The sequence below is a fragment of the Bifidobacterium sp. MSK.17.10 genome (assembly GCF_019129655.1).
GTDB classification, from domain to species: domain Bacteria; phylum Actinomycetota; class Actinomycetes; order Actinomycetales; family Bifidobacteriaceae; genus Bifidobacterium; species Bifidobacterium adolescentis.
Genome location: NZ_JAHOJD010000002.1, coordinates 174,091 through 189,448, shown reverse-complemented (window position 1 = coordinate 189,448; position 15,358 = coordinate 174,091). Strand labels below are relative to the sequence as shown.

The following is a 15,358-nucleotide window of genomic DNA, read 5'->3' as shown; positions in this document are numbered from 1 at the left end:
TACATTAGAGTGCCTTAAGTTTTTGATGAAGGGACAGCAATGTCGAGTTATTCCGCCCAGTTGCGTGAGGAGCAACAGGCCGTCAGCCGCGCATATGATCGTCTGGACGCGTTGAGGGCGCAGGCTCGGTCGCGTCTCGACACGGTCCGGGCCGCAGGATCGCACGGTTCGCCCACGCAACGCACCGAACGCGATTCCTTCGCCACCATGTACGAGGACCGTCTCACCCAGCTTCGTGCGGTGGAGGATCGTCTGGTTTTCGGCAGGCTCGACGACGTGCATGGCGCGCATCGCTACATTGGGCGTATCGGCCTGTCCGATGAGGATCATGAGCCGATTCTCACCGACTGGCGTGCCGACGCGGCACGCCCGTTCTATGAGGCGACGCCTTCGAATCATGGCGACATCGTCATGCGCCGGCATATCACGTTGAGTTTCCGGGAAGTGGTCGGCGTCGAGGATGAGGTGCTCGACGTGCATTCCGATCAGGTCGGCGAGGCGTCCTCCAATGGCACATTGACCGGCGAGGGTGCTCTGCTTGCGTCGCTTAACGCCAAACGCACCGGCAAGATGACCGATATCGTGGCCACCATCCAGGGCGAGCAGGACCGTATCATCCGTGCGGACCTCAACCAGGCGGTGGTGGTGCAGGGCGGTCCGGGAACCGGCAAGACCGCGGTCGCGTTGCATCGCGCGGCCTACCTGTTGTATACGCATCGTCGCGCGTTGCAGCGTTCCGGAGTGCTGGTGGTCGGCCCCAGCTCGACGTTCCTGCATTACATCGACCAGGTGCTCCCCTCGCTGGGTGAGACGGGTGTGGTCAGCCGTACCATCGCGGATCTGATTCCCGGCATCATCGCCACCGCGCATGACGACCCGTATGCGGCCAAGCTCAAGGGTGAACGCCGTATGGCCAAGGCGATCGCCAATGCCGTGGCGGCTCGTGAACGCGTGCCTTCGCATCTGCCGGTCATCCGCATCAACGGTTTCAACGTGCCGATGGTACGTGCGGATATCGAGCAGGCCATCGCCGATGCCAAGCGCACGCGGCAGCCGCATAACAAGGCGCGCGAGACCTTCGTGCGCGACATGCTGTCGGCCATGCGCAACCGGTACGTCGAACGGCTTGACTACGAGCCGGAGCAGGCCGAGCTTAACGATGTGATGCAGCAGTTGCGTATGAACGACGATTTGCGCAAGACGCTGAACCTCGCATGGCTGCCGATGACCAGCGAATGGCTGGTCGACCAGCTGTTCGCGAAACCGCAGCAATTGCGCCGTTTCGCCCCCTGGCTCGAAGAGCGTGACATCGAGACGCTGACGCGTCCGAAGGGCTCGCCCTTCACCGTCAGCGACGTACCTCTGCTGGATGAGGCCATGGAATTGCTTGGACCGGATCCGAAGGCCGTAGCCAGGCAGAAGGCGTTGGATGCCAAGCGCGCCGAGGAAGAGCAGTTCGCCAAGGACACGCTGGCGCAGGCCGGTATCGGTTCCGGCATCGTCACTTCGCAGATGCTGGTGGACAATATCAATGGTATGGACGCCGAATTGACCGCGCAGCGCGCCGCGGCCGACCGCGAGTGGACGTATGGCCATATCGTGGTGGATGAGGCGCAGGAGCTGACCGCGATGGATTGGCGCATGCTGATCCGCCGTTGTCCGTCGCGCTCGTTCACGATTGTGGGCGACGTGGCGCAGACCTCCGCGTTGGGCGGCACCCGGTCCTGGCGTCGCATGATGGACCCGCTGTTCGGCGAACGCAACTGGCAGCTCAACGAGTTGACGATCAACTACCGCAATCCGAAGGAGGTGTCGCAGCTCGCCAGCGATTTCGCCTCGTCCGAAGGCCTGTACATCTCCACGGTGAACGCCGTGCGTGGCGTCCCGGATTCAGTCAAGCGTCTCACCTTGCGTGACGATAGCCCGATCGGCGACGCCGTCGCGCAGCAGACCGTCGAGTTGGTGCGCGCCTACGTTTCCTCCGACGGTACCGGTCGTGTGGCGATCATCGCGCCGGACGATATGCTCAAGCCGTTGCGCGCACGCGTATACGCACAACTTCAGGATGAGCTCGACCCGAAGGAATTCGACAGGCTCGATGCCCAGAGTTCCTGGGACGAGCAGGTCACCGTATGTTCCACACAGACCGTGAAGGGTCTGGAGTATGATGCCGTGATGGTGGTCCAGCCCGGACGAATCGAGGAGAACGCGCCGTCGCGCATCGTAGCGGCCTCCGATTTGTATGTCGCCATGACGAGGCCCACGCAGCGTCTGCTTATACTGCGGACAAAAGACGACGAAAAGCTGCTCAAGCTATAAGGTAGGAACCATGCCTAAAGCATTGTTACTTGAAAACATCCATCCCGACGCGGCGCAGTCGCTGCGCGACCATGGCTTCGAGGTCGAATGCCTCAAGGGAGCCTTGAGCGAGGACGAGTTGATTGATGCGTTGGAAGGCGTCGACCTGCTCGGCATCCGTTCCAAGACCAGTGTGACCCGCAAGGTCATCGACGCGCGTCCGACGCTCACCGCGGTCGGCTGCTTCTGCATTGGCACCAACCAGGTGGATCTCGAATACGCGGGCAAGAACGGCATCGCCGTCTTCAACGCGCCGTATTCGAATACCCGTTCCGTGGTGGAGCTGGTGATCGGCGACATCATCTGCCTGATGCGCCGCATTCCCGCGCACACCCATCATATGAAGCACGGCATGTGGGATAAGTCCGCCTCCGGCTCCCATGAGGTCCGAGGCAAGACGCTCGGCATCATCGGCTACGGCAACATCGGCTCCCAGCTTTCCGTCGTCGCCGAGGCGCTTGGCATGCGCGTGCTGTTCTACGACATTGAAGAGAAGCTCGCCATGGGCAACGCACACCGCTGCGACACACTCAACGAATTGCTGGAACAGTCCGATGTGGTCACGCTTCATGTGGATGGACGCAAGTCGAACACGGGATTCTTCGGCGAAGACCAGTTCGAGCATATGAAGCAGGATGCCATCTTCATCAACCTGTCCCGTGGTTTCGTGGCGGATTTGGATGCGTTGAAGAAGCATCTGGATTCCGGCCATCTGTCCGGCGCGGCGGTGGACGTGTTCCCAATCGAACCGAAGAAGACCGGCGACGAGTTCCTGACCGACCTTGCGGACGAGGACAACATGATCCTCACCCCGCATATCGGCGGCTCCACGCTTGAGGCGCAGAAGTCCATCGGACAGTTCGTCTCCCAGCGTCTTGAGGATTATTGGTTCAAGGGTTCCACCATGTTGTCGGTGAATCTGCCGCAGATCACCCTGTCCGGCATCAAGTCGAATTTCCGCATCGCCCACCTGCATGCGAATCTTCCGGGTGTGCTGGCACGCGTCAACCGTGTGCTGGGCGAGGACGGCATCAACATCGCCGCCCAGGCCTTGGGCACGGAAGGCGAGATCGGCTATGTGGTCACCGATGTGGCGCAGCGCCCGGACCAGAGGGCTCTCGACCAGCTCGCCTCCATCGAGGGTACGATCCGCATGCGCGTGATCAGCTGAGCACGCAATACGAAACGTTACGATAATGCGGGCGGGGTTCCAACCATCAGGATTGGAACCCCGCCCGCATTATATATGCTGTATTTGCTTACGGATGCGGCACCCGTCTCACGCCATCATTCGGAACTTGCGCCCTTCAGCTCGTCGATGGCCCTTTGGAAGTCCTCCAGATTCTCGAAATTCTGGTAGACGCTGGCGAAGCGCATGTACGCCACCATGTCCAAGTCACGCAGCGGCTTGAGAATCGCCTTGCCGACCTCATCAGATTTGACTTGGGCCAATCCTCGTGAACGAAGATCCTCCTCGACCTTCTGCCCCAGCATCTTCAGATCGTCCTCGTTGATGGGACGGCCCTGGCATGCCTTGCGCACGCCGGAAATCACCTTATTGCGGTCGAATTGCTCGACGTTTCCGGAACGCTTCACGACCAATAGCATGGTCGTCTCCAATGTGGTGAATCGCTTGGAGCATTTCGGGCATTCGCGCCTGCGACGGATGGAGTGACCATCGTCGCTAATACGGGTATCGACCACCTTGGTGTCTGGATTCTGGCAAAACGGGCAATGCATGTTGTCCAGAATAGACTGAGCCCTTGAAATAAGCCACGCTTGGCGGCCCCTACGCCTCATGGGGAACAATGAGGCGCTGCCCCGCATGCAAAGACACCGTATCAAGGTTGTTCAGCCGCATCAGTTCATCCACCGTATCTCCGACATTGCCACCCTCTGGAGTGATGCTCGCCGCATACCTCCACAAGGTGTCGCCGGGTTGCACCGTATACACGACGACAGCGGTGGAATCCGGCGCGGACTGCGCACTTCCGGGCGCGATGAATCCAAAAAGACACCAGGCAAGACCGGCCGCCATGATCGCCATGGCGATTCGATTTGCCACATTTCCGATATTCGCCGCACCGTTCACCACGCCACTCCTTTTCGAACAGCTGTTCTATCGAACGCTTGTTCCAAGTATGGCACATATGTTCGATAAACGCAAACACACCTCGAACAGATGTTTGATTTTATCGGCGTTTCGCGTTATGCTTCTAAGGAACTACGAAAGGAGCCCATCGTGAGCACCATCCCCTTCACGCCCAAGAAGAGCGACGAACGTCCGGATGAAAGCACGTTGACCGACCGCCAGCGCAAGGTGCTTGACGCCATCAAAACGCATTTGGCCAAGCAGGGATTCGCTCCTTCGTTCCGTGAGATTGGTGAGGCCGCAGGGCTTAAAAGCCCGTCATCCGTCAAACACCAGCTTCAGGTTCTTGACGAAAAAGGCTTCATCCGCATGAACGCGAACAAGGGGAGGGCCATCGAAGTGGTGAACCTCAATGACGAGGAGCCGAATGGAAAAGTCGCCCAGGTCATCCCGTTCCCCAGTCAGGACGATGCATGCGGCTCCATCATGGCCTCGCATGACGTTCCACTGGTCGGGCGCATCGCCGCCGGCGTGCCGATCACGGCCGAGCAGCATGTCGATGATGTGATGAGGCTTCCCGAACGGCTTACCGGCACCGGCAATCTGTTCATGCTTGAAGTGCACGGTGATTCCATGATCGACGCCGCCATTTGCGATGGTGATTTCGTGGTGGTCCGCGAGCAGAACAGCGCGGAGAATGGCGATATCGTCGCCGCATTGCTGGATGACGAGGCCACGGTCAAGACGTTCCGCAAGGATCACGGCCATGTCTGGCTGATTCCGCACAATCCGGCCTACTCCCCCATCGACGGCACGCATGCCGAGATCATGGGCAAGGTCGTCACCGTGCTGCGCAAGATCTGATTGCTTTCACACGTTAAACGGCAAAGGGCGTCGAACATACCATTTTGAGGCATGTCCGACGCCCTTTGCCATACCCTTTGCCATACCGCGCGGTTGTGCATTCACCTTGCGAATCCATCAAGAATGAACGCGAGGGCATTTCAAAATGTCGTCGCATTCTTGAAGTTCGGGAGCACGGTTCAGGAATGCAGTTCCTTGCGGCTGTCCGAATCGTATCCTTCAGGTTCAAGCTGGAAGGTGGTGTGCGGCACGGATACGGGGAAGTGCTCACGCAGGCAGTTCTGCAATTGGGAGAGGATGTCGGCGGCATCATCCATGGTCAGCCCGCGCTCCACTACCACATGGGCCATGACGACGGGCATGCCGGTAGAGACGGTGCTGGCGTGCAGGTCGTGCACGGCCACCACGTGCGGCACCTGCTCAAGATGTTCGCGCACCTCGTCCAGATCGAGTTCCTGTGGGGTTTCCTCCAGCAGCACGCGCACGGCGTTGCGCAGCAGCACGAACGCCCGGGGGATCATCATCAATGCGATGATGCCGCCCGCGACGGCATCGAAGCCGGCCCAGCCCGTTGAGATCAGCACGATGGCTGAAACGATCACGGCCACGGACCCCAATGCGTCGTTCATGACTTCGAGGAACGCGGCTTTCATGTTCATGTTGTCCTCGCTTTGCCCCGCGAGGATGAAGATCGAACCGACGTTGGCGGCAAGGCCGAGTATGCCCATGAACAGCAGCAACCGCACGTCGTGCACTTCGTCGGCGGCTCCGCCGAACAGCCTCATGCCGGCTTCGACGAGCGCGTAGATGCCGACGATCAGGAGCACGAGCGCGCCGACCGCGGCGGTGAGCACTTCGAGTCGCGCCCATCCCCAGGTGCGTTTGTTGCTAGGTTTGCGTTGCATGAGCACCGCGGTGACGGTGGAGGCGATCAGCACCGACATGTCGGTGAGCATGTGGCCGGCGTCGACCAGCAGCGCCAGCGATCCGGTGACGATGGCGCTGACCACTTCGGCGATGAACACCGTGGAAGTCAGCCCCAATGACATCATGAGTCTTTTCTGGTGTTCGGCCCCGCTTGCGGCGGTCGTGGCGTCCACACCCGCATGGCTGTGTGCCATGATGGGTTTCCTTTCGTCGTCTTTGGTTCGATCCGCGGCTATTGAAACCGCTTCTCAATACCATTTTCATTCGTCTCAAAACGCAGGAAACCCCAGTCCGAAGGCTGGGGTTTCCAAGTTCTGCTGACAGTCTAGCGGCTCACCGCTCCCCTGTCAATAAAGTCAAACCGTCAATTAAAAACCGAACTGGGCGGCGGTTTCCTTCAGCGTCTCCGCGGAGCGCTTCAGGGCCGCGAGCTCACGGTCGGACACCGGGGTGTTGATGGCGGTATTGACGCCGGAACGGTTGAGCAGGGTCGGCACGGACATGCACACGTCGGAGATGCCGTGGAAGTCGTGCAGCATGGAGCTGACTGGCAGGATGCGGTTGGAGTCGCGCATGACGGCTTCGATGATGTCCACGCCGGACATGCCGATGGCGTAGTTGGTAGCGCCCTTGCCGTTGATGATCTTGTAGGCGGCGTTCTTGACTTCCTGGTGGATCTGCTCACGCACTTCGGCGTCCAGCGGATCGTGGCCCGGCAGCGGGGTCCAGTCGCACATCGGGACGCCGCCGATGGTGGCGGAGGCCCACAGCGGGACTTCGGAATCACCGTGTTCGCCGGCGATGTAGGCGTGCACGTTCTTGACGTTGACGCCGGTCTGCTGCGCGATCAGGAAGCGCAGACGGGCGGAGTCGAGGTTGGTGCCGGAGCCGAAGACCTGGTTGGCCGGCAGGCCGGAGATCTTCTGGGCCACGTGGGTGGCGATGTCGACCGGGTTGGTGATGAGCATGTAGATGGCGTTCGGAGCGACCTTCACGAGGCCCGGAATGATGGCCTTGAGGATGTTGATGGTGGCACCGACCAGCTCGAGGCGGGACTGGCCCGGCTTCTGGCGCGGGCCTGCGGTGATGACGATCATGTCGGCGTCACGGCAGATCTCCGGATCGTCGGAGCCATCGATGGTCACGGTCGGATAGAAGCTGGAGCCGTGCTGCATGTCGAGCACTTCGGCCTCGACGCGTTCCTTGGCGATGTCTTCGAGCACGATCTCACGTGCGACGCCACGCTGAGCAGCAGCGAAAGCGAGAGTGGAGCCGACTGCGCCGGCACCGACGATAGCGAGCTTTGTGGGCTTGATTGGTGAATCCACCATGTGCTTTACCTCTCTTTGAGCAAGAAGAACGTCCCGCGTTGTGGCAGGGTATTTTCTTTCGATTTCAACCCTACTTTATCCATACAGCATGACGTTTCGCCGTGAATCCGCATGATTTGCAACCACTGAAAAGTGATTTTCGTCACAGCTTTTGTGAGCGCTCACATACACTGCGCCCGTTGAAATGCAGCTGTTGCAATCCGTTGCAGCGTTTGCACGGCCGCTCCGGTAAACGTCATCGGGAACGGCTTGCGCGGAAGCTCAGTCGATGGCCTGCTCCACGATCTGCGCGGCCAGCTGGTCGTCGACCTCCGCTTCGAGCATCATGCCGTCGTCGCGGTATTCGACGTTGATCACCTTGCCGTATTCGCGCACGCGGGACATGAGCGAGCCGGCTGTGTACGGCAGCAGCGCCTCGACGTGCACGTTCGGCGTGGGCAGCATCGATTCCACGTGCTCGCGCAGTGCGTCGACGCCCTCCCCTGAAAACGCGGAGACGATGTGCGCTTCCGGCATCAGCGCCTCGATACGTTCGCGTGCGGCCTCGTCCATACGGTCGGCTTTGTTGAACGCCACGATCGTGGGGATCGTCTCGACGCCGTCGATGTCGGACAGCACGTCGTTGACGGCGTCGATCTGGGAGAACGGGTCGGGATGCGAGCCGTCGACCACGTGCACGATCAGGTCGGCGTCGGCGACTTCCTCCAACGTGGATTTGAACGCTTCGATGAGCTGCGTTGGCAGGCGGCGCACGAAACCGACGGTGTCCACATACGCGTACAGTCGCCCGTCCTTGGCTTTCGCACGGCGTACGGCGGTATCCAAAGTGGCGAACAGCGCGTTCTCCACCAGTTCCGCGGAACCGGTCAGCCGGTTGGTCAACGACGATTTGCCGGCGTTCGTATAGCCGACCACGGCGACGGTCGGCAGGCCGAAGCGACGGCGCGCGCCACGTTTGACGTCACGCGCGGGCGCCATCTGTGCGATCTGCCGGCGTAGTTTGGCGATTCTGCTGCGGATCACGCGACGGTCCATTTCGATTTTCGTCTCACCCGGACCACGCGAGCCGATGCCCGCGTCGCCTGCCGCGCGGCCGCCCGCCTGACGCGACAGCGACCCGCCCCAGCCGCGCAGTCGCGGCAGCATGTATTCGAGCTGTGCCAGCTCCACCTGCGCCTTGCCTTCGCGCGAAGTCGCATGCTGTGCGAAGATGTCGAGGATGACGGCGGTGCGGTCGACCACCTTCACTTTGGTGGCGTCTTCCAATGCGCGTCGTTGGCTCGGCGGCAGATCATCGTCGACGACGATGGTGTCCGCCTCGTCCTGCGCCACGATGCCGGCCAGTTCGCGCGCCTTGCCGGAACCCACGTATGTGGCCGCATCCGGCTTGATGCGATGCTGCAGCAGACCGTCGCACACCACGGCGCCCGCGGTTTCGGCGAGCGCGGCGAGTTCTCGGAGCGATTCCTCGGCCGCGGCCTGCGTGGTCTCGCGGCTGGACCATACGCCTACGAGCACGACGCGTTCGAGCCTGACTTTACGGTATTCGACTTCGGTGACGTCCTGGATCTCGCCCAGACCCGCCACATGCTTCAATGCGTTGCGGGATTCGCGTTCCTGCCACTGTTCGTCGTGGGTTTCGCGAAAGTGTTCCCCGCCGTCGGTATCAAGCAGCACGTCGGATTGGTCGGCGAGCACTCCCCCGACGTCGCCTGCGGTCATGCTCTGCTCGATATCGTTCTCTTGGCTCAATGGCACCTCTCACGGTTAAACTATGGTGTCTTTATTATCATCATTGTCTAGAGACATGGGCATCACCGTTTTCGCCACGTGGACGCGATTACCGCGCGGATGCCGGAGGACGAACGTTTGCAAGGAGAGAGCATGGCACAGGCCGAGCAGTATTTCGCGGCGGAACCGCAGTCGAAGGACGTGCGCAGGAAGCTGCATGTCACGTTGCGTGGCAATGAGGCGGATGTGGAAGTGTCGAACGGCGTGTTTTCCGGCAATCGTGTGGATTTGGGCACGTCGGTGCTGCTTCGCCAGGCGCCGGAACCGCCGGAGGAGGGCACGTTCCTTGATCTGGGCTGCGGTTGGGGTCCGATCGCGCTGACGTTGGGTTTCGAATCGCCCAAGGCCGATATCTGGGCGTTGGATGTGAACGAACGCGCGCTTGAGCTCACGCGCCGCAACGCCGAGTTGAACGGCATGGGCAATATCCATGCCGTCACCGCCGAGCAGGTTCCGGCCGTTCTCACGTTCGATCTGATCTGGTCGAATCCGCCGATCCGCGTCGGCAAGGAGGCTCTGCACGAGCTGCTGATGACGTGGCTGCCGCGGCTTAACGCGGGCGGTGCCGCCTATCTGGTGGTGCAGAGGAATCTGGGTTCCGATTCGCTGATTCCGTGGCTCGCCACGCAGTTGGGCGACGGGTTTGAAGTGGGCAAGTACGCGAGTTCGAAAGGCTTCCGCGTCATCGAGGTTGTGAGGGCATGAGATTCGAATATCCTTCCGAACTGCCGGTTTCCGCGGCTCGCGACGAAATCGCCGAAGCCGTCAAGTCGAGCCAGGTGGTGATCGTCTCCGGACAGACGGGTTCCGGCAAGACCACGCAGCTGCCGAAGATCCTGCTTGAGCTGGGGCGCGGTTCGCACGGCAGGCAGATCGTGCACACGCAGCCGCGCAGGCTTGCCGCACGTACCGTCGCCGAACGAATCGCCAGCGAAATGGGCGTGACGTTGGGTGAGGAAGTCGGCTATCAGGTGCGTTTCACGGACGAAAGCTCGCCGAAGACGCGCCTGCGCGTCGTGACGGACGGTATTCTGCTGGCGCAGATCCAACGCGATCCCAAGCTCATGCAGTACGACACGATCGTCATCGACGAGGCGCATGAGCGCAGCCTGAACATCGACTTCCTGCTCGGCTATCTGACCGCGTTGCTGCCGAAACGACGCGATCTGAAGCTCGTCATCACGTCCGCCACCATCGATTCGGTGAAGTTCCAGGAGCATTTCGAACACGCGCTGCATACGAAAGTGCCGGTGATCGAAGTGTCGGGACGCACCTACCCCGTGCAGATCGTGTACGAGCCGTTGGGTACCGCGCCGGCGCTGATGCGCTCCGTGCCGGGCTTCGAAACCGGCGCGATGCCGGGAGACGCTGACTACGAGAGCCTGTCCGCAGCGCCGGATGGTAGGGATGGCCGCGATTCACGCGATACGAACGTGGACATGCCCACCGCCGTGGCACGCGCCTGCGCCGAACTGGTCATCCATTCAAGCCACGACCGCGGGCCACGCGACATCCTCGTGTTCGCCTCCGGCGAGCGCGACATCCACGAATTCGAAAACGCGCTGCGCCGCCATTACGGACCGCGCGCGGCGGACATGCGCCGCCCCGACGCAATCGAGATCGTGCCCCTGTTCGCCAGGCTCTCCTCGAAGGAGCAGCATAAGGTGTTCGAGCCGCACGAGCATCAGCGCATCGTGATCGCCACGAACGTGGCCGAAACGTCGTTGACGGTGCCGGGCATCCGCTATGTGGTCGATCCGGGCACGGCGCGCATCTCCCGTTATTCGAAGACGGCGAAGGTGCAGCGGCTGCCGATCGAACCAATCAGCCAGGCGAGCGCGAACCAACGTTCGGGCCGCTGCGGCCGTATCGCCGACGGCATCGCGATCCGCCTGTACTCACGTGAGGATTTCGAGACGCGTCCCGAATTCACGGAGCCGGAGATCCTACGCACGTCCTTGGGCGCGGTCGTCCTGCACATGCTGTCGGTGGGCGTGGCGCGCACCGCGCGGGATGTGACGGATTTCGGTTTCATCGACCCGCCGGATATGAAGGCCGTGTCCGATGGTTTCAACGAGCTGACCGAACTGAAGGCCATCGCCCGCAAGCATGGCGAAGTGGTGTTGACGCATACGGGCCGCATGCTGGCGCGCATCCCGATCGACGTGCGTTTGGGCCGCATGATCATCGAGGCCGCGAAGTCAACCACGCCGAACACACTGGCCGCCGTATTGGTGGTCGTGGCGTTCCTCAGCCTGCAGGATCCGCGCGAACGTCCCGATGAGAACCGTGAGGAGGCGGACCGCATCCACAACCGGTATGCGGACCCGACCAGTGACTTCCTGACCGCGTTGAACCTGTGGGACCGCGTGTTCCAAGCTGATGGCGAACCAAGCAATTCCGCACTGCGCCGCATCTGCAAGACCGAGTACTTGAGTTGGCTGCGCATGCGCCAATGGAAGGATCTGGTCGCCCAGCTGCGCGAAATGTGCCGGGAGTTCACATTCAAGCTCGGCGAGCCGATTCCCGTGTCCCGCCCACCGTTGGAAATCCGCCAGCTACCGCTCAACCAGCAGGCAGCGCATTCGCTGTGCTGCTCATGGGACGCGCAGGGCATCCACACGTCCATGCTTTCCGGCCTGCTGTCCATGATGGGCATGCAGATCGTGCGCGAGCCGAAGGCTTCCGATTTCGCCGGGCTCAAGGGAGCGGCACGGGCACGCGCGATGAAACGTGCGCAGAAGATGGCGAAGAACGACTATCAGGGCGCGCGCGGCACGCATTTCGCCCTGTTCCCCGCCTCCGCCGTAGCCAAGTCGACCCCGCAATGGGTGATGAGCACCGAACTGGTGGAGACAAGCCGGCTGTGGGCGCGGTACTCCGCCGAAATCGACCCAGCGTGGGCCGAACCGCTCGCCGGAGCGTTGACGCGCACCACCTACGCCGATCCGCACTGGTCCGGTTCGCGTGGCTCGGCCGTGGCGAGCGCGAAGGTGCTCCTGTACGGCCTGCCGATCGTGCAGGACCGCACCGTGCAATGGGGACGCATCAACCCGCTCGAGGCACGCGACTTCCTCATCCGCCAAGGCCTGGTGGAAGGCGACATCCAGCAACGGTTCTCCTACGACGATTTCGTCATACGGAACCGCGACATCCTCGAAGACGCGGCCGACGACGCGAGCCGCACCCGCCAGGTGGCGCAGACCGTCGGCGACGAGGACCTGTTCGACTTCTACAACGCCATCATCCCCAACACCGTCACCAGCGTGGCCGACCTGGCGAAATGGTGGAAGACAAGGCACGACGAGCAGCCCGACCTGCTGGATTTCGACCCGGACAAGGTGGAACGCCTCGCCGACTCCGATTCGGTGTCCTTGGACGACTATCCCGACCATTGGCATACGCTCGGCACCGACGGCTCCCCCATCGACCTAAGGTTGAGCTACATCTACGATCCGCACGACCCGAACGACGGCGTCACCGTGCACGTGCCGTTGAAGGCGCTGTCGCGGCTGACCCCGGAACAGTTCACATGGAACGTGCCGGGACTGCTGGACGAGCTCATCATCGGCATGATCAAATCATTGCCGAAAACCCTGCGCGTACAGTTCGTACCCGCCCCGGACACGGCACGCAGGATCCGCGCCTGGATCGATGAACGCTACCCCGACCTACCCGGCTCCGGAAGCCAGCAAAAACCAAACCTGGCCCCCGAAAACGAGGATGGCGTCGCCACATGGCCCGACCTGCCACACGCGTTCACCCAAGCGGCCATCAGCATCGTCGGCGCGCAAATCCACCCGGAAGTCCTCACCGGAGAACTATGGAACAAGCTCGCACCATACCTGCGCATGACCTTCGCCGTGGAACAGCAGCTGCCACCCAACCGCAAGAACCAGCACGGCAGACGGCACGCGCGAGGCCCCGCCAAAACACTCGGCACCGGCAAATCACTCGTCGACCTGCAACGCAAATTCGCAGAACAAGCCAAAGCCTCCGCACGCCACATGGTCGAGAAACAAGCCCGAAACGCCGGAGACCAAGGCAAAATCGTCGAAAAAGCCAACCTGCTCAACAAAGCGGGAGCAACCACCGAAGCACGCGCCACCATGCTCTGGCAAGGTGCACTCGACACACTGCGCCTGCCCGGTGAACGCATCTCCTCACGCTGGCTCGGCACGGAAGCGCTCATGCTCGCCTCCGCCCCCTACAAATCCACGAAGGAACTCACCGAAGACCTGCAATTGGCCGCCGTCAAACGACTCCTGCCCAACGTCGACCAGCTGCCCGACGACGAAGCGCTCGCCAACGCAGTGCTCGACGTGCGCGAAGTGTACGAGGACACCGTGTATGCGGTGGCGCATGACGTGATCGCCATACTGAAACGGTATGCGGAAGTCGACAAAGCCGTGTCCGGCAAAGCCGACCTGCCCCTGCTGAGCGTGCTGCAGTCGATCCGCGAGCACATCGCCACGCTCGTCTTCCCCGGTTTCATCGGCAAGACGCCACCGGACGCATTGCCGTCCATCGAACGATACCTGCACGCCGACCTGCTGCGCCTCACCAAGGCGAAAAACGACAAGAACCGCGACGTGCGATGGGCTTGGGAAGCCGACGAAGCCAAACAACTCGCCGACAACACCATGGCGAAAGCACAACGTGAACCAGCCGGCCCACGCCACGAAACGCTGATGAAGCAGGCGGAAACCGTACGTTGGATGCTGGAGGAATTCTACGTGTCCCTGTGGGCGCAGGAACTCGGCACGCCGAAACCGATCAGCCTGCAACGCATCAAAAAGGCGATCGCCTAGCCACCAGCCAAAACCCCAACGGATTGTTCCGTTTCTTCAAACCCGTCAACGCTTCTTGAAGAAACGGAACAACTGCGATTCCCGAATCAACAACCCCGCAAACAGGCTCGCCACCATCACACCGGCGAACACAGCCAACGGCGTACGCACCGCAGCCGCCAACACCGCCGCCCAATCGGACCGGCTCATCCGCACCGCATACGCCAACAACAACGCACACGAAGCAAACGTAGCCAGCCCGGCCCAAACACCGGTCTCCACACCAATACCCAGCAACTGCGCACCCTTCGACTGCCCCGAATGCAACGCACCCGCATACTCCAACCTACGCCGGCGCACACCAAACACACCAACCAACACGCCAATCGCCAACCCCACCCACGGCATCCACCGCGTCGAACGATTCACATACGACGCACGCGCGTCATAATGCGCATCAAACCCCTTATTCACCTGCGTCACACCCGCATTCGACGAGCCGGAACCCGCCACCAACGTGGCATACAGCAGATTCTCCGTCTGCCCATCAACCGGCCACTGCTTGACCCAGCATTCGTCAAACGTCGAAGCGCTCGCCGACACCGGCACGATGAACGCGTAGGCGAAACGCGTGTCACGCCCATCGTTCGGCCAGTCGAACACACCAGCCACACGCGTAGTGCCTTCGCGTGTCTGCAATGCGCTGCCCACGGCGAGCCCGAAGTCCTTGGCCACGTCGCGCGGCACCCATACGCCGGACACGTCGGCCTTGGCATTGCCGGCGATCAGCCGGATCATACCGGGTGTCACGTCATACGATGAGATGTCCTTGCCGGGTGTCGCGAGTGGCACGACCTGTTTGCCGGCACGCATCGCGCCAGCCAAGGTGCCCGTCATTCCATCGCCAGCGTCGGACAACCGGTCGCATGCGGTGCCATCCACCGTTCCACCGACGATGGCGTTGACGTCAGCGTACGCGTTGATGCGCTGCACGGCCTGCGATTCCAAGTCGATCACGGTCATCGCCTCATATCCGCCCAGCAGCGTTCCGGAGAGCAGCACGGCGAGGAACATGGCGAACGCGCGGCTCACGCCCGAGCCGATGTTGCGCAGCGCTTCGGAAAGCACCGATCCAAGTCTCATATACGCTTCCTTATTGGCGGTTTCATGCGGTTTTCACACTGTTTGGCGAAGTTCAACGGTTT

Annotated in this window: 11 protein-coding genes; 5 read left to right on the top strand and 6 right to left on the bottom strand. The window is 61.5% G+C overall.

All coding sequences use genetic code 11. The features are described 5' to 3' along the window. Positions 1-39 precede the first annotated feature (39 nt). Positions 40-2,319, top strand: a complete 2,280-nt coding sequence (locus KSX58_RS02265) for an AAA family ATPase (RefSeq protein ID WP_217735881.1) — start codon at positions 40-42, stop codon at positions 2,317-2,319. Between the two features lie 10 nt (positions 2,320-2,329). Then, complete coding sequence (gene serA / locus KSX58_RS02260) at positions 2,330-3,529, top strand: phosphoglycerate dehydrogenase (RefSeq protein WP_085408505.1); 1,200 nt, start codon at positions 2,330-2,332, stop codon at positions 3,527-3,529. Positions 3,530-3,645: 116 nt separating this feature from the next. Here the strand turns inward: serA and nrdR are convergent, their stop codons facing one another. Both nrdR and KSX58_RS02250 read right to left on the bottom strand, forming a co-directional pair. Continuing rightward, positions 3,646-4,098, bottom strand: coding sequence for a transcriptional regulator NrdR (gene nrdR / locus KSX58_RS02255; RefSeq protein WP_021913880.1), 453 nt, complete (start codon positions 4,096-4,098; stop codon positions 3,646-3,648). A gap of 49 nt (positions 4,099-4,147) precedes the next feature. Continuing rightward, entirely contained in the window at positions 4,148-4,453 is a 306-nt protein-coding gene (locus tag KSX58_RS02250) for a LysM peptidoglycan-binding domain-containing protein (protein WP_034984653.1), read from the bottom strand. Positions 4,454-4,540: 87 nt separating this feature from the next. Between KSX58_RS02250 and lexA the strand changes: the two genes are divergently transcribed. Then, positions 4,541-5,314 carry a transcriptional repressor LexA gene (lexA, locus tag KSX58_RS02245; protein WP_003810781.1) on the top strand — a complete coding sequence of 258 codons (774 nt, stop codon included), beginning with the start codon at positions 4,541-4,543 and terminating at the stop codon, positions 5,312-5,314. 179 nt (positions 5,315-5,493) lie between these two features. Here lexA and KSX58_RS02240 read toward each other — a convergent pair whose 3' ends face one another. From KSX58_RS02240 to hflX, 3 genes are all read right to left on the bottom strand, one after another. Beyond that, complete coding sequence (locus KSX58_RS02240) at positions 5,494-6,435, bottom strand: cation diffusion facilitator family transporter (RefSeq protein WP_003810783.1); 942 nt, start codon at positions 6,433-6,435, stop codon at positions 5,494-5,496. Positions 6,436-6,609: 174 nt separating this feature from the next. Continuing rightward, positions 6,610-7,572: an L-lactate dehydrogenase gene (locus KSX58_RS02235; protein ID WP_217752033.1), complete on the bottom strand. Its 963-nt coding sequence runs from the start codon at positions 7,570-7,572 to the stop codon at positions 6,610-6,612. A gap of 261 nt (positions 7,573-7,833) precedes the next feature. Next, a complete protein-coding gene (hflX, locus tag KSX58_RS02230) occupies positions 7,834-9,294 on the bottom strand; it encodes a GTPase HflX (protein WP_117320118.1) in 1,461 nt (486 codons plus the stop codon). Positions 9,295-9,423: 129 nt separating this feature from the next. Between hflX and KSX58_RS02225 the strand changes: the two genes are divergently transcribed. Then, positions 9,424-10,068 (top strand): class I SAM-dependent methyltransferase, encoded by a 645-nt coding sequence (locus KSX58_RS02225; protein WP_003810789.1) that lies wholly within the window; start codon positions 9,424-9,426, stop codon positions 10,066-10,068. After that, the gene (locus tag KSX58_RS02220; RefSeq protein WP_217735882.1) at positions 10,065-14,174 is read left to right on the top strand and encodes a DUF3418 domain-containing protein; all 4,110 of its coding nucleotides are present in this window, start codon (positions 10,065-10,067) and stop codon (positions 14,172-14,174) included. The genes KSX58_RS02225 and KSX58_RS02220 overlap by 4 nt, the downstream gene beginning before the upstream one ends. Before the next feature lie 45 nt (positions 14,175-14,219). On the opposite strand, the gene KSX58_RS02215 is transcribed toward KSX58_RS02220, so the two are convergent. After that, entirely contained in the window at positions 14,220-15,296 is a 1,077-nt protein-coding gene (locus tag KSX58_RS02215) for a hypothetical protein (RefSeq protein WP_003810794.1), read from the bottom strand. Between the last annotated feature and the right edge of the window lie 62 nt (positions 15,297-15,358).

What these genes read in the sequence shown, in the direction of transcription:
- KSX58_RS02265 (WP_217735881.1), top strand. Translation starts at nt 40, where the DNA reads ATGTCGAGTTATTCCGCCCAGTTGCGTGAGGAGCAACAGGCCGTCAGC.
- serA (WP_085408505.1), top strand. Translation starts at nt 2,330, where the DNA reads ATGCCTAAAGCATTGTTACTTGAAAACATCCATCCCGACGCGGCGCAG.
- nrdR (WP_021913880.1), bottom strand. Translation starts at nt 4,098, where the DNA reads ATGCATTGCCCGTTTTGCCAGAATCCAGACACCAAGGTGGTCGATACC.
- lexA (WP_003810781.1), top strand. Translation starts at nt 4,541, where the DNA reads ATGTTTGATTTTATCGGCGTTTCGCGTTATGCTTCTAAGGAACTACGA.
- KSX58_RS02240 (WP_003810783.1), bottom strand. Translation starts at nt 6,435, where the DNA reads ATGGCACACAGCCATGCGGGTGTGGACGCCACGACCGCCGCAAGCGGG.
- KSX58_RS02235 (WP_217752033.1), bottom strand. Translation starts at nt 7,572, where the DNA reads ATGGTGGATTCACCAATCAAGCCCACAAAGCTCGCTATCGTCGGTGCC.
- hflX (WP_117320118.1), bottom strand. Translation starts at nt 9,294, where the DNA reads ATGACCGCAGGCGACGTCGGGGGAGTGCTCGCCGACCAATCCGACGTG.
- KSX58_RS02225 (WP_003810789.1), top strand. Translation starts at nt 9,424, where the DNA reads ATGCCGGAGGACGAACGTTTGCAAGGAGAGAGCATGGCACAGGCCGAG.
- KSX58_RS02220 (WP_217735882.1), top strand. Translation starts at nt 10,065, where the DNA reads ATGAGATTCGAATATCCTTCCGAACTGCCGGTTTCCGCGGCTCGCGAC.
- KSX58_RS02215 (WP_003810794.1), bottom strand. Translation starts at nt 15,296, where the DNA reads ATGAGACTTGGATCGGTGCTTTCCGAAGCGCTGCGCAACATCGGCTCG.